Annotated in this window: 10 protein-coding genes and 1 pseudogene; all 11 read left to right on the forward strand. The window is 48.0% G+C overall.

Features of this window, described 5'->3' with window-relative positions:
* Positions 1–277 (forward strand): IS256 family transposase (locus tag G485_RS0115775; protein ID WP_027093337.1); only part of this gene is annotated, 277 nt, incomplete at its 5' end.
* Between the two features lie 45 nt (positions 278–322).
* On the forward strand, positions 323–1,228 hold the full coding sequence (locus tag G485_RS26825) for a 3'-5' exoribonuclease YhaM family protein (RefSeq protein ID WP_051318333.1): 906 nt from the start codon (positions 323–325) through the stop codon (positions 1,226–1,228).
* Between the two features lie 92 nt (positions 1,229–1,320).
* Positions 1,321–2,442 (forward strand): Fic family protein, encoded by a 1,122-nt coding sequence (locus G485_RS0115785; RefSeq protein WP_027093338.1) that lies wholly within the window; start codon positions 1,321–1,323, stop codon positions 2,440–2,442.
* 127 nt (positions 2,443–2,569) lie between these two features.
* The gene (locus G485_RS0115790; RefSeq protein WP_027093339.1) at positions 2,570–2,947 is read left to right on the forward strand and encodes an HIRAN domain-containing protein; all 378 of its coding nucleotides are present in this window, start codon (positions 2,570–2,572) and stop codon (positions 2,945–2,947) included.
* A gap of 54 nt (positions 2,948–3,001) precedes the next feature.
* Entirely contained in the window at positions 3,002–3,955 is a 954-nt protein-coding gene (locus G485_RS0115795; protein WP_027093340.1) for a helix-turn-helix transcriptional regulator, read from the forward strand.
* Positions 3,956–3,996: 41 nt separating this feature from the next.
* The gene (locus G485_RS0115800; RefSeq protein ID WP_027093341.1) at positions 3,997–6,960 is read left to right on the forward strand and encodes a PD-(D/E)XK nuclease family protein; all 2,964 of its coding nucleotides are present in this window, start codon (positions 3,997–3,999) and stop codon (positions 6,958–6,960) included.
* On the forward strand, positions 6,953–10,309 hold the full coding sequence (locus G485_RS0115805; protein ID WP_027093342.1) for a UvrD-helicase domain-containing protein: 3,357 nt from the start codon (positions 6,953–6,955) through the stop codon (positions 10,307–10,309). The genes G485_RS0115800 and G485_RS0115805 overlap by 8 nt, the downstream gene beginning before the upstream one ends.
* Positions 10,310–10,342: 33 nt before the next feature.
* Entirely contained in the window at positions 10,343–11,797 is a 1,455-nt protein-coding gene (locus G485_RS0115810) for a type I restriction-modification system subunit M (RefSeq protein ID WP_027093343.1), read from the forward strand.
* Positions 11,794–12,999, forward strand: a complete 1,206-nt coding sequence (locus tag G485_RS28530; RefSeq protein WP_051318334.1) for a restriction endonuclease subunit S — start codon at positions 11,794–11,796, stop codon at positions 12,997–12,999. The genes G485_RS0115810 and G485_RS28530 overlap by 4 nt, the downstream gene beginning before the upstream one ends.
* Positions 13,000–15,543: pseudogene (locus tag G485_RS26835) on the forward strand (DEAD/DEAH box helicase family protein); the annotation flags it as partial.
* Positions 15,544–15,632: 89 nt separating this feature from the next.
* The coding region (locus G485_RS26840; protein ID WP_027093292.1) for a transposase at positions 15,633–15,875 on the forward strand (243 nt) is incomplete at its 3' end.

Consider the following 15,875-nt stretch of genomic DNA (forward strand, 5'->3'; position numbering starts at 1 on the left):
TGACGATGTCACCGCCGTTTTGAGCCTGCCGGAAAAGTACCGTAAGCGCTTGAGAACGACAAACAGCGTAGAACGTCTGAATGAGGAAGTTCGCCGCCGGGAACGCGTGATTCGCATTTTTCCCAACCGGGAATCCGTCATTCGACTCATCGGTGCACTACTCATGGAACAGGACGAGAAATGGGCTTCCGGCAAGAAGTACCTCGATATGGTCGAATACCTGGAATGGCGTGAAAGCCGGCCAAAATCTGTCTCGAAAGTAACCCGAATCATGTAGCCCATTCTAGCTGAGGGATTTTACACATAAATTTGGACTTGATCTTTGCTGAAAGAGCTGGAGCTGAAGCAGACCAATACATCCCCGGCAAAGGATTACTTCGATTTGGTGCTGTGTGATGCCAGCGGCCAGCTCCCTGCAAAGTATTGGGATGTGAAGGAAACAGAAAAAGACAGCTTTTCTCCGATGACGCTAGTCAAGGTTCAGGGAATCGTTCAATTGTATCGGGAAAAGCCGCAGGTTAAGATCACCCGGATTCTCAATGTAAGCAATGAAGACGGTGTGTCTCTAACCGATTTTATTCGGGCGGCTCCAATTGAATCTGCGGAATTATTAGAGGTCTTATACAGAGTAATCGAGAGTATTTCGGACCCGGTCATTCGTGATATTGTAAGCTTTTGCGTCGATAAGGTGAGTGAGAAACTGGCTCATTATCCGGCAGCCAAAATGCACCATCATGCATACTTTGCAGGCTTGGCCTATCATATCGTTCGTATGCTAGAGATCGGCGAGTTCCTTTGCAAGCAGAGGGCATTTCTAAAAGAGGATATGATCAAAGCCGGGATTATCCTACACGATATTGCAAAGCCAGAGGAGATGATCGCTCAGCTTGGGGTCGTGACAGATTATAGCACTCAGGGAAAGTTGATCGGTCATATTGCAATGGCAGCTGGTTGGATCACAGAAGCTGCATTGCGGCTGGAACTTCCGCTTGATTCGGAACAAGTAATCGGATTGCAGCACCTTATTCTCTCTCACCATAACCTCGGAGAATGGGGGAGCCCGGTACAGCCGCAAACGGCAGAAGCGGTAGCATTGCACTATATTGACGCACTGGATGCCAAACTCCAGATGGCGGAGGACGCACTAAGCGCCACTTCGGACAAGAAGTTGTGGACACAGCCGGTTCGAGGGCTGGAGAATAAAGCGTTGTACAGGATGTCATTGTAGAAATTAAAATATACGAAGAAAATGCAATGAAACAAAAATACTTTGCGGCAAAATAGCGGCAATGGTATAATGTTATTGAGGAAGGTGATGTTATGTTTACACCCAAATATTCAATAACGGACACCATAGCCCGCAGACTAATGGATATACAACGCGCCAGTGTTGTGGTGGATTTGCTTCCACTGCCCGCATCTATTCTGGATTTGCTTAAGAAAGAATCGATGGAAAAGACGGTCATTCTTTCAACGAAAATTGAAGGAAACACGCTTGACGAGGCGACGAAGCGAAAAGTCTTGTACCAAACCAGCAATGACAATGAAGAGCAGGAAGTTTATAACTTAATGAAAGCTTTGGAATACCTGGATGAAGCCGAAAAAAGACAGCTCCCGGTCACAGAGGAATTTATTAAAAAGCTGCATGCCATTATCCGAATATCACACGGACGAAGACCGCGTGTTAGCGAGTATCGCGAAGAACAGAATCAAGTAGGCAGCCGCAATGCCTCCGGTTTTTATTTGCCGCCGGAATGGAAAGATGTCCCGGTATTAATGGAGGATTTGGTTGCCTGGGTGAACTCGCCGGAAACCTATTCGGTTCCGGTTCCTATCAAGGCTGGCATATTCATGTGGCAGTTCCTAACGATTCATCCGTATTTGGACGGGAATGGCCGAACGGCCCGGATGATCACGACATATCTTTTACGACGCGGCGGATATGGCTTAAAGGGGTTATTTGTACTCGAGAATTTCTATGACCGCAACTTGGCTGAATATTATCGCCGACTCCAGTTGGGTCTCCATCACAATTATTATTTTGGGCGGAATGAAGCTGATTTGACGCCTTGGCTGGAATTCTTTATTGATGGTTTGGCGGAGGTTTTTCAAGAAGCCGCTGCCATCGTAACGGAGAAATCTGCTCAAATGACGAAAATCGAACCGGATCTGATTCGCAGGTTAGATCCCCAGCAAAGAATGGTGTTTGCTCAATTAACCTTTAAACAAGACACCCTAACGACAAGTGAAATGAGGGATCTGCTGCGCTTGTCGGATCGTTCAATAAGGGAAAAGGTTAGTCATTGGAGAGAAGAAGGATTCATTGAGCCGCGCGACCAAGACGCCAAAAGGGTTCGTTCGGTCAAATTATCCGCGGAATACGAGAAGTTGGCTCAAAACATTCGGAATGCGCCTGATCAGTTTGCCCATTTTCTTAAATGAATGCAGCACTGCGATCTCAAGTTGTGATGCCGCAGTGCTTTTTTTGTGCGCAGAACATATATTCGCTGACAATCTATGGTCGTTGCGATCCGTCATAATGAAGGAAAGACATGCGGGAGTGAGTACAATGGATCAACCGATCTATATCGCCGTCACAGGCACGCAGCATTACTACGGAGCAGCATTTCTAAAGCCGGGTCAGGTCGTTCACTTGATCAAAGACCCGGATAATCCGCATGACCATGAAGCGATTAAAGTGGATATGATCCCTTTGGGCAAAATCGGCTATGTCGCCAACAGTCCGCATACCGTACCGAAAGGATGCCGCAGCGCCGGCCGGATTTATGATATGTTTGAGCATCATGTTTGCGGCATGGTGCGATTTGTCGTTAAGGATACGGCAATTGTTGAACTTACGCCGGGTCTAGAGGAAGTGTACATCATCAAAACGACAGAGAACGTTGCGTTTTCTCCTTATAGGCAGGAAGAACTAGGTAAAGCGTAGAATCCCAATGATGATAAGGATTTACATTCTATATGCCACGATAGGAGATATAGCATGACGGATAAAGTGATTCGGCTCTTTAAAATACTTCTCGCCATTCAATCCAATCCGGGGATTTCGGCCAAGGAGCTGGCGGACAAATGCGAGACAACGGATCGTACGATTTATAGGGACATGCGGATTTTGGACTTGATCGCACCGATTACAAACGAGGGTTACGGAAAAGGGTACCGTTTTGTCGGTAATTTCGCCATGTACCCGCTGAATTTCACGGAGCAGGAAGCGTTGGTGTTCTCTGTCCTGCCCTCCGTGTTGGACACCAGCAAGTTGCCTCCAGGCTTTGAATCCGCCTACGACAAGGTGATGGCTACCCATGTGAAAGAAACCCGGAAGCGGTACGATACATTGGAAAATGTCGCAGGCATGATCCAAATGGGCACCCCGGCTTATCGGGAGAACAGTGCCAACTTCTTGCTGCCCATCATGGAAGCGATTATCGCCAGTAAGACGATCAGGGCTGTTTACCATACCCAGAGCCGGAATGAATTGACGGAGCGCGAAATTGATCCGTACTACCTGGTTCCAAGGGATCAACGGTTTTACTTGATCGGCTATTGTCATTCCAAGCAGGACATTCGCACGTTTCGTATAAGCCGTTTCCGCCATGTAGAGTTGACAAGTAATCGATTCGACAAGGGTGATTTTAACATTGCTCAGTATATGAAGCATACCTGGTCGATTGAACGCGGGGATTCTTTAATCACTTTTAAGATCAAATTCCAACCTGATGTCGCACGGTATGTGAAGGAAGAAGAATTGTTCGTGAGACCGAAGATGACCGATCTGCCGGACGGCAGCTTATTATTCGAGGTCACCGTCAACCACGAGCGGGAGTTTATGAATTGGGTGGTTCAGTACGGACCTTCAGCGGAGATTTTAGAGCCTGCATCTGTCCGGGAAAAGTTCAAGGAACAGCTACAGCGTTGGGGGAAGTTGTATGGGCAGTAAGGTGCTGTTGTTGAACGATAGACGAAAGGAAGGTGTCCCTTTTGAAAATAGCAGGCACGTTTCTAGAACGTTTATATGATGCAATCCGTAGAGAGCCATTTCGCCGCAAAATTGTTATTGCTCCTTCCTACGTCGAAGGACAGTCCTGGCTTATGCGAATATGCCGGGAATTAGGGCCGGTTATGAACGTGGAGGTCCAAACGGTTCAATCCTTTGTAAGAAGTCAGGTTCAGTTCTTCCTGTATAAACAAGGGATGACATTAATCGGGGAGCAGCGTTCATTCTGGATTATCCATCATGTCATGGAACAAATGGCTTCCGAGCCGGGTTCCTACATCTCCATGGATCAAGTAAAGCCTGGTATTGTGATGCATGTTCCCCAAGCCATTATGGATTTACGCCGTGCCGGGGTGAAAGCAGAAGAACTGCGAAGCGATCAATTTTTGAGCCAGCAAAAAGGCATCTATGTCAGAAAGGTGCTGTCAGCGTATGAGCGCTTTCTGAATCAGCGGAGCTGGACCGATTTCCCCGGCCTTTTGTCGCATTTACCAACCCAATTGCCGGAAAACGTGGAGCTTATTCTGCCAGACCCTATGCCGCTTCCACCGGTTTCCGCCCGGATGATGGAGCGGTTGTCAAACGGACGGATGACGAGGATTATTGCGGATTCTTCCTTCACTGACGTTCAATCCACATTGCCGTTCGGAGAGGTTCAGTTCTATCATGCGACCGGAAGGCTGGCGGAGGTTCGCGAAGCATTGAGACGCATTATTCAGGGCCGGATGCCATTGGATGAAGTGGAGATGATCGTACCGGATGCGGAATATGCGCTGGCCATTTTGACCATGTGTGCTTCTTTCGGTCTTCCCTGTTCCTTTGCAGACGGGCTGCCTGTGATTACATCCGGAATGGGAAGAGCCGCACATTTTCTGCTGAACTGGATGGAGTCCGGTTATCAGGTGCGGCAGCTCGTATCAATGCTACAGCAGCAATTGATCACGTTCTCCGATCGTGACCAAGGAATAACGAATGCGGATTGTATTCGAGCCCTGGAGAAAAGCGGAATCGGCTGGGGGAAAGAACGGTATATCAAGTTGCTGGGGTCAGGGCATGTTCGGTCCCAAGGGGATTTAGATGAAAGACCCGAAGAACTGGAGCGGACGGAACAACAACAGCGGGATGACGAGATCAAGAAGCATCTGACAAACCTCCTGGGAGAATTGTTTCCAGACGAAGCGGCGCTCTCCTCTCCTAAGGGAATCTGGGGATGGCTCGTTAACATCTTGGATCGATTTGGTGTATGCGGAACGGAAGAGGATGCGATCGTCCTGCAAGAAATGAAAGGTATCGCTAAAGAACTGCAGGAATGTCCTGTTCCGGACTCGATGCCATTTCAGCAAATGCTCTTGTATGCCCGAGACATGCTGCAGGAACTTCGAGTCGGGGTGCAACGGTTACCCAAGCCCGGATTCCTGTACATATCGAGTTTGTCGAACGGGGGGATCAGCGGGAGAAAACATACGTTTCTTCTCGGGATGGATGAACATTCGTGGTCCGGGAATATCAGGCAAAATCCCATGCTTCTCGATGAAGAGTGCGGACGGATCGGTGCCGGGCTTCAAACAGCCGTGCAGAGACAAAGAGATCGGCAACGCCTTCGTGATGGTCGGCTTGGGATGATAAGCGGCAATATCACATTTAGCTTCTCGTCGTATGACTTGGCAGAAGGAGCGACAGCAAGCCCGGCTTTTCAACTTCTACAGGTATTCCGAAAAGTATCCGGAGAAACGAATGCGGACTATGAGATGTTGCACCGAAGCTTAGGCGAACCTGTCGGGTATTTGGATGTAGAGCAGCCATCCTCTACTGAGCTAAATGGACTGCCATTGGACGGCTCTCATTATGTCTTCCGACAAATCCATGCGAATGTAAACCTTATGAGGGACCGGCAATCCTTCATCGAATCGGTCTATCCGTCGCTACGTCAAGGCAGACTTGCACTCGAGGCACGCGGCAGCTCGCAAGTGACGGAGCATGACGGATATATAGCGGGGGATGAATGGGCTGATTATTGGAAAGGCCGGGACGAACGGACGCTTAGCGCAAGTCAATTGGAGAAGTACGCGGAATGTCCGATGCGGTACTTTTTCCAATATGTGCTCAGGATTCGCGTGAAAGATCAGGTGACTTTTGACCGTACTTCCTGGCTGAAGCCGAATGAAAGAGGCTCGCTGCTGCACGAGGTTTATCGTCGTTATATGACGGAAGTCAACGCAAGTAAAGCCGTGCCTATTACACACGATCATGCCCGTTTGCTTCGTATTGCGGAGGAGACGATTCTCTCGTATGCCGAGCGGATTCCGGCACCGAGCCCTCATGTGTTTGAGAGGGAACGGCAAGCGATGCTCCGGGATGTGGACGTGTTCTATCGCATGGAATTGCAGGCTAAGACGGCTCCCCGGTTTTTCGAACAAGAGCTCATCGTGGACGGCCAGCCGTTGCACCTTGAGCTTGGCGAGGACATGGCGATTACGCTGCGCGGGATCGTCGACCGGATCGATCAAGTTGCGCCGCATCAATATCGAATTATCGACTATAAGACCGGCAGTCCTCGGCCTTACAAGGAAAATGGCATGTTCGCAGGCGGCACGCAGCTGCAACACGCGCTTTACGCAATGGGGACGGAGCTATGGATGCGGCAAACGGGTGTGGATTCTGATGCAAAAGTGCTTGAAGCGTCTTACGTCTTTCCAAGCGAACGGGGGCACGGGCAAGTGATTGCACGCCCGCAAACCGAACGGAATCGAGTCACCGCGGTGATCCGAGGAATCCTTTCGTCGATGGAACAGGGATTGTTTATTCCCGCTTCAAATCCTGCGGTCTGCCGATATTGCGACTATGCGGCTGTATGCGGAGATCATGCAGAGATGATGGCCGATAAACGAAAGGATGAAGCGAATTCGGAGCTGCTGCACACGCTGCTGGAGGTGGAGAACATTGAATGAACCATCCGATCAACAAGCTAGAAAGAGGATATTGGAGGAGCTGAACACGACCTTTCTGGTAGAAGCCGGTGCAGGCTCGGGAAAGACAACCAGCTTGGTCGGCAGATTGCTGGCACTCATCGAGTCCGGAACGGTGAAGATGGAGCATATTGCGGCGATCACCTTTACGAATAAAGCGGCGGATGAGATGAAGGAGCGTTTCCGCATTGCTTTAGAGCGGAAAACGGCTGATATTGAAGGCGAAACTAGAGAACGAATGGAAGAAGCTTTGGCCAATCTAGACCAAATCTTTATTGGAACGATCCATGCGTTCTGTTCCTCCATGCTTCGCGAGCGACCGATTGAGGCCGGATTGGACCCTTCTTTCGAAGAAATGGATGATGAAATGAATCGTGCGTTCCACGATCAATGCTGGGATGAATATCTGATTCAGCTGCAGGAGGAAGATAGTGAAGCACTTGCCTCCTTTACCGAGGTGGGAATCGACGTCAGCATCCTGAAGAATGTCTATGATCGGGTATCCCTTTTTACGGATCTCCAAATCCCTTGCGAACCGGTTCATCGTCCTGATTTCAACCTCATCCGACTCTCCTTGCTTCCCATGATTGAAGAAGCCAACAGGTTTCTACCGACAGCTGAACCGGAAAAAGGGTGGGATAATCTTCAGGCAAAACTGCGAACTGCTAATCGTATGCTGCGGTTGTCGGATGAGCAGGACGATATGCTGATGCTTACGCTCGCGAAGATGTTTGACTTTAAACTGGATGTGAAGCAATACAAATGGACGGATAAGAAGCAAGCCAAAGCCATCTCCGAACGATTTCACGATTGGCAGATCACGGTCCTGTTCCCCTTCCTTCAATCGTGGCGGGAATATCTGTATCCGAAGGTCATTCAATTTGTCCTGCCTGCATTGGAGTATTGCAGAGAACGGCGATTGCAGGCAGGGAAGCTGAACTTTCAGGATCTGCTGATGTATGCCTGCCGTCTTCTGCGTGATTACCCGGAGGTTCGCGCGTTTTTCGCCGGGCGCTACCAACGGCTTATGGTCGACGAATTTCAGGACACCGACCCGGTCCAAGCGGAAATGATGTTTCTCTTAACGGGGACAGGCGATGATCCGAATGAACGGAATTGGCGGAAGCTTACGCCAAAGCCCGGCTCCTTGTTCCTCGTGGGAGACCCGAAACAGTCCATCTATCGTTTTCGTCGTGCGGATATTTCCATCTATAACGAGGTGAAATCGCGGATTCAAGCATGTGGAGATGTGCTTCACTTGACCAGCAATTTCCGGTCCGTCGATGCGATCGGCGATTTTGTGAACGGGCAATTTATCGGCAAGCTTCCCGTCCGGGAAACCGATGTTCAAGCGGCGTATGTCCGGATGGAAACGAATATACCGAATCCAAAGGGGAATAAGCGCGCGGATCACGGGGTTTATGCACTCACTTACCCGAAAATTTCCGGAGGCAAGGATGAAGTAGCGGCGGTTGACGCACAGCGTATTGCCGCATACATCGCGTGGGCTTGCCGCGACGGAAATTTGCTTATTCAGGAGCGGGATGGCGCATCCTGGGTGTTCAGAGAGGCACGGCCCAGTGATTTTCTGGTTTTGACAAGCACAAGGCATTATTTGCATCTATACGCGGAAGAACTGGAGGAAAGGGGCGTTGCCGCAGAAACCGTAGGAAGCTCCGCTCTATATCCCGAGATTCATACGTTAGGACAATTGGCCCTCTACCTGGCTGATCCGTCCGATCAGGTGGCGATGCTGAGCGTCTTGCGCGGACCTCTATTCGGGATTAGCGACAAGGAACTAATGGCGTATCGTGTTCAAGGGAATGCGTGGTCGATCTACCGGCTGCCAGAGGAGTCAGCAGAACAGGATAATCGAGTTGTCGCTGCATGCCGGAAACTGCGGGAATATGTCGGCTGGGTGAAAGAATTGCCTGCATGGGCAGCCTTGTACCGCATTCTGGAGGATACTGGTCTTTTGCCTTATTCCACGGTGCAAGAAGCAGGGGCGAACCGTTCGGGAACACTGCTTAAAATGCTGGAATTATTGCAACGTGACGCCATGCTCGCATCGGATTGGCATGAACTGGCGAAGGCGATATCGGCCATTCGGGAGAGCAAAGGGATGGAAACTGCCAGTCTCTATACGGGCAAAGGTCAAGCGGTACGGATCATGAACGTGCATAAGGCGAAAGGGCTTGAAGCGCCTATCGTGTTTCTCGCTTGTCCTTGCGGGGAGAAGGATCATGACGCCGACCAGTTTGTTGATCGTTCGGAGGCTGAGGCCGCGGGCTATTTCCTGATCCAGCAATCGAAAGGGTTTCAGAAAGATACGATTGCTCAGCCGGTCGGCTGGGAAGCGATGAGCGTGCGGGAGCGTGCATTCATGCTCGCGGAGCGGGATCGGCTTCTTTACGTCGCGGCGACGCGGGCCAAGCAAATGCTAGTCGTCAGTCTCTACCCCGAACAACCTGCCAAGTGCCCGTGGAGTTCACTCATGGATGGGATGGAGCTAATCCGGGAGTTGGATGTTCCGGAATCGGATGTTCAAACAGATGAGTATGATCGGGAACTTGACGGAGATATTGTAATTGGGACAACTTCATCTGGTTTATCCGGGTCCGAAGCCTCATCCATTGATCTAGGTGCTTACTTGGCCCAGAGAGAGCAGGTGTTCCATCAACTGCGCCAACCGACTTATGCCGAATCAACCGTTACCGGGCTGACGAAGAGCATGAGCGACACGCCGGAATGGTCAGCCACTGGGAGGGGCCAATCTTTCGGCAGCGTGATCCATAAGGGGCTTGAAGCAGTTGGGAAAGGTCTTCCGATGAGCGAATTGCCTGTATACGTTCAATACCTCTGCCAGACCGAAGGAGTATCAGAGAAGGACGCGACTGATGCCCTGCCTATTATTCATGAAGTTCTAGACAGTGAACTCTGGCAGCGTAGTCTGAGAGCGAAGCAGCGATTGTTTGAAATCCCGATTATGATGGTTCAGAACAGTAAGGGGATAACGCCTCAAACTGCAAATGAGCAGACGATATCCGAAACAGCCGCCTCGACATTGGAGCATCCATCCGGCAACGGTTATCTCTTGGTTAAGGGTGTAATAGATTTCGCGTTTGAGGAAGAGGATGGCTGGGTGATCGTCGACTTCAAGACCGATCAGCTTGACGAGGGCAAATTGCAGCAGTTTGTCCGGTTTTATTCGCCACAGGTGCAGGCTTATGCTAAGGCCTGGTCTGAGACGTTCGGTTATCGGGTGAATGAAGCTGGATTGTATTTTTCCAGCTTGCAGAAATATGTCATATTAGGACGGCCCGTTGTATAATTAGACAAGAATCTACATGCAGAGGGGATCGTTATGATTACAGGTGAGTTAAGGCAAAAAGTAGACCGGATTTGGGAGACATTTTGGACCGGCGGAATCACCAATCCATTAAGTGTGATCGAACAATTTACATATTTATTGTTCATTAAAGGGCTGGACGAAGCGGAAACGCGCAAAGAGAATGAATCCTTGCTGCTGTCGTTGCCTTTTACCGGATTATTTCCAAGTGACAAGCAGCACTTGCGCTGGAGTCAATTTAAATCGTTTGATCCTCAGCGGATGTATGATGTTGTCTCGAACGAAGTATTTCCTTTCATCAAGACGCTTCATGGAGATAAGGATTCAGCCTATGCCAAATACATGGGTGATGCCATCTTTATGATCCCGACTCCGAATATGCTTGTACGCATTGTCGAAGGCATCGATACGATTGACATGAAGGACAGGGATACCAACGGGGATTTGTATGAATATCTGCTATCCAAAGTAGCTACGGCTGGAACGAACGGGCAGTTCCGTACTCCGAGACACATTATCGAAATGATGGTCGCTTTGATGAAACCGACGCCTGAAGATATCATATGTGACCCGGCTGCAGGTTCGGCGGGTTTTCTAGTTGCCGCAGGTGAATATTTGCGGAAACATCATGCAGATCTATTCCTGGTTCAGGGCTTGAAGGAGCACTTCAACAATCATATGTTCTACGGTTTCGATATGGACCGTACGATGTTACGCATCGGGGCCATGAATATGCTGCTTCATGGAGTGGGTAACCCGAATATCGAATACCGCGATTCCTTGAATGAAAACAATACGGACAAAGACAAATATACGTTAATCCTAGCCAATCCGCCGTTTAAAGGATCGCTTGATGCGGATTCAGTAGCAGCAGATCTGCTGCGTGTGACTCGCACGAAGAAAACGGAGCTATTGTTCCTTGCCCTGTTCCTGCGGATGCTCAAGGTAGGCGGGCGCTGCGCCTCCATCGTACCAGATGGTGTTCTATTCGGTAACAGTAAAGCCCATAAAGACATTCGTAAGGAAATCGTTGAGAATCACAAGCTGGAAGCGGTTATTTCGATGCCAAGCGGAGTATTCAAGCCGTATGCTGGGGTGTCGACAGCCATTATAATCTTCACCAAAACAGGTGCAGGCGGAACGGATCACGTTTGGTTCTATGACATGAAAGCGGACGGTTATTCGCTTGACGACAAGCGGAATCCCATTGAGGCGAATGATATACCCGACATTTTGGAGCGGTTTGGCAATTGGGAAGCAGAGAAAGGTCGTAAGCGTACGGAGAAATCGTTCCTGGTTCCGGTCGATGAGATTCGCTCCAATGCCTATGACCTCAGCATTAATCGCTACAAAGAGACAGAGTATGAGGAAGTTCAGTACGAGGACCCGAAGGTTATACTGGCTTCGATCAAGCAGCTAGAGGATGAAATTGTTGAAGGGCTTGCGGAACTGGAGGCGTTGTTAGAGTGAGAACGAAAAAATTTAAACTAAAGGAAATTGCGTCAATCTCAGCTGGCTCAACTGCACCAGATGATAAATATTTTGGGGACCAAGGATATCCCTTTATTAGAGTTAGTCATCTAGATGACCTTATCTCGGGCATAGATATAAACACAATTCCTAAGATTAGTGAGAAACACGCGGAAGTTTTCAAATTAAAGAAGGTTAGAAAAGGAACATTGTTGTTGGCAAAAAGCGGCATGAGTTGTTTGAAAAATAGGGTTTACCAATGTACAACCGATTCATTCGTTGTAAATCATTTGGCAACGATTGATGTGAAAAACGAGTTAGCAGATCCAAGTTATATTTGTTATTTTTTACGATGGTTTAACGTTAGTAAGTTAATTGTTGATGAAGCATACCCTAGTATAAGAACCTCCGCCATCAGTGAGATTGAAGTAAGTCTTCCAGATATGAAGGAACAAAGGACTATTATTACTTTGCTAGATAAAGCCCAAACCTTAATTGATAAACGCAAACAAGCAATAGCTAAACTTGATGAATTAGTCCAAGCTGTGTTTTTAGATATGTTTGGTCAATTTTCAGATACAAATTGTAAGATAAAAGATGTAATTATTAGTTTGCAAGCAGGACTTAGTACTGGAGGAGAAACTAGACAGAAACAAGGGAGCGAACTAGGGGTACTAACCACATCGGCTGTTACTTCAGGAGAGTTTATTGATACGGCTTATAAAGTACCCTCAGAAAAAGATATAAAATTAAACAAATTGGTATTTCCAACAAAGAACAGCATTTTGGTAAGCAGAATAAATACGAGAGAACTGGTAGGGGCTTCTGCAATAATTGAAAAAGACTATAACGACTTATTTATACCTGATCGACTTTGGAAGCTTACTTTAGACCAACGAATTGTTAACCCATATTATTTTTTGTTTGTGATTCAGGCAAAAAAGATTAGGGATGAAGTTTCACGGTTGTCATCTGGCACAAGTGGCTCAATGTTAAATATATCCCAAGAAAAATATTTAGGAATTGATTTTTACCTTCCAGCAAAACAGTTGCAAGATCAATTTGCCTCAATGATTATTCAGATTAGAAATACGAAGAACAAAATGAAACTTCAACTCCAACAACTAGAATCCAACTTCCAGGCACTACTTCAAAAAGCCTTTAAGGGCGAATTGACAGTGAAGGACGGTGTAGCGGTTTAGATGAGCGATATCCATCTATCGAATTTTGGATTTCTCAGTGCAAATAAAACTTATGCCAGCTTTGCCGGCGCATGTATGGAGGCGGAAAAGGCGTTGGTCGTCAGTCCTGCGACCAGCGCTATCCTCAGCCGACGTGCTTTAGAGCTTGCTGTCAAATGGCTGTTTACCTACGATAGCGACTTGAAGGTCCCTTATCAAGACAATCTGTCAAGCTTGATTCACGATGTAACTTTTCTCCGCGTAATCGATCAGTCCATGCTACCACAGTTGAAATATATTACGAAGCTAGGAAATGTCGCCGTGCATTCCAATGCAACGATCAGCCGTGGTGAGGCGATTCTGTCCCTTCGCAACCTGTTTAACTTCATCAGCTGGATCGATTATTGTTATTCGGTCGAGTATACGGCCAGAAGTTTTGACGAACAACTCTTATTGGAAGAGAACAAGCAACAAGAAAAAGTTAGGCCTCAGGAGCTGCAGGATTTATACGACCGATTAGGTTCAAAGGACCGTAAGCTGGAAGATCTGATCAAAGAAAATGAAGAGCTTCGGAAGCTGCTGACCGAGCGCAAGGCGCAGAACACGCAGGAGTACAACTTTGTTCCGGATGAAATCAGCGAGTTCGAGACTCGCAAACGTTACATCGATCTCGAGCTTAAGCTGGCCGGATGGACATTCCAGAAAAATGTACTGGAAGAGTTTGAAGTACAAGGCATGCCAAACGGCCAAGGGATCGGTTATGTCGATTACGTGTTATTGGGTGAGAACGGGAAGCCGCTTGCCGTCGTGGAAGCGAAAAGGACCAGCGCAGATCCCAATGTGGGCAAGCAGCAAGCGAAGCTCTATGCGGATTGTTTGGAGCAGCGGTATGGACAGCGTCCGTTGATTTATTATACCAATGGATTTGTAATAAATTTCTGGGATGATCTTCACTATGCCAGTCGGCAAGTATCTGGTTTCGCCAGTCAGGATGAGCTGCAGTTGCTCGTCAACCGGCGCTCGATCCGTAAACCGTTGCAGGAAGTACAAATCAACAACTCCATTGTAAATCGCCCTTATCAGCATGAAGCAGTCCTTTCGGTTTGTGATGCATTAAATAAAGGACAGCGGACCGCTTTGCTTGTCATGGCGACCGGAAGCGGTAAAACACGCACTGCGAGCGCCATTGTTGATGTGCTGAGCCGATATAATTGGGTTAAGAATGTGCTGTTTCTTGCGGATCGTACAACGCTTGTTCGCCAAGCCAAAAACAGCTTCAGCCAGTATTTGCCCGACATGACACTGTGCAATCTGCTTGACAGCAAGGACAATCCGGAGACGGCAAGAATTGTTTTTTCCACTTACCCGACGATGATGAATGCCATCGACGAGGTCAAGCGGAAGGACGGCAAAAAGCTGTTTACGGTTGGTCATTTTGACTTGATCATCCTTGATGAATCGCATCGAAGCGTCTATAAGAAATATAAGGCCATATTCGATTATTTTGATGCTATCCTGCTGGGCTTGACGGCAACTCCCAAAGATGAAGTCGACAAAAACACATATGACGTGTTCCGTCTGGAAAATGGTGTTCCAACCTTTGCCTATGAACTAGAGCAAGCAGTCAAGGAAGGATATTTGGTGGATTACCGTACCGTGGAAACAACAACCAAGATCATGGACGACGGCATCCGCTACGATGATCTGTCCGAAGAGGAAAAAGAGCAATACGAAGAAGTGTTGCTGGAGGATGAAGAAGAGGAGCCGCGGGATATTGATAGTGCAGCGATTAACGAATGGTTGTTTAACCAGGATACGATAGACCGTGTGCTGCAGTTTGTTATGGAGCGGGGCTTGAAGGTAGAAGGCGGAGATAAGCTGGGCAAGACCATCATATTTGCCAAAAACCATCGGCATGCAGTTGCAATTGTAGAGCGGTTCGATAGCCTGTATCCTGAATTAAAGGGGCATTTTGCACGGGTTATTGATATCAAAACGAATTATTATCAATCTCTGATTGATGATTTTTCCATTTGGAACAAGCTTCCTCAAATTGCTGTTTCCGTTGATATGCTCGATACAGGCGTAGACATACCTGAAGTTGTCAATCTGGTATTCTTCAAGAAAGTTCGCTCGAAGTCGAAGTTTTGGCAGATGGTGGGCCGAGGGACACGGTTGTGTAAAGATCTGCATGGTATTGGTGAGGACAAAAAGGAATTCTTGATCTTTGATTTCTGCCGTAACTTTGAGTATTTCCGGGCCAATCCGAAAGGGAAGGATACCGATATTGCCGAGACCTTATCGGAAAAATTGTTCAATGTTCGTACTCAGATTGTACGTGAACTTCAACAACTGCGTTATCAGGAACCAGGGTATATTGCACATCGCACGGAATTGGTGAAATTATTAAAGGATAGCGTCAATGCGTTGAATGAAGAACATTTTCGCATCAGGCAGCATATCCAATATGTCCATAAATATAAAAATGACGCTGTATGGCGCTCCTTAACCGATACCGATATGGGGGATTTGAAGGAGTATATTGCTCCTCTTGTCGTTTCTCTAGAAGTCCGGTGAAAAAGTCCGCCAAGCAGGCTTTTACCACGGTTTTGTCGAATTATACAGTAACACGACCATTGAAAGAGTGATTGAGCATGAAAGCAAGTAAGTCGTCGACCATCCAGCCTCAGTTGTTCCAATTCATCGACATGGATGAACTCGTGCCGAAAAAGCACATTTTGCGCCAGTTGAACGAAGCTATCGATTTCTCTATGGTCTATGATTGGGTGGCACCACTGTATACGGAGAGTACTGGGCGTCCCGCTGCCGATCCGGAGCGGATCGTCCGACTGACGTTGCTTTCGTATCTGTTCAACCACTCCGAACGGGAACTGTAT

This window comes from Cohnella thermotolerans DSM 17683 (assembly GCF_000429825.1).
Taxonomy (GTDB): Bacteria; Bacillota; Bacilli; order Paenibacillales; family Paenibacillaceae; genus Cohnella; species Cohnella thermotolerans.

Bases quoted from the DNA above. Each gene is read 5' to 3' on its own strand.
- G485_RS0115785 (WP_027093338.1), top strand. From the start codon at position 1,321: ATGTTTACACCCAAATATTCAATAACGGACACCATAGCCCGCAGACTA.
- G485_RS0115790 (WP_027093339.1), top strand. From the start codon at position 2,570: ATGGATCAACCGATCTATATCGCCGTCACAGGCACGCAGCATTACTAC.
- G485_RS0115795 (WP_027093340.1), top strand. From the start codon at position 3,002: ATGACGGATAAAGTGATTCGGCTCTTTAAAATACTTCTCGCCATTCAA.
- G485_RS0115810 (WP_027093343.1), top strand. From the start codon at position 10,343: ATGATTACAGGTGAGTTAAGGCAAAAAGTAGACCGGATTTGGGAGACA.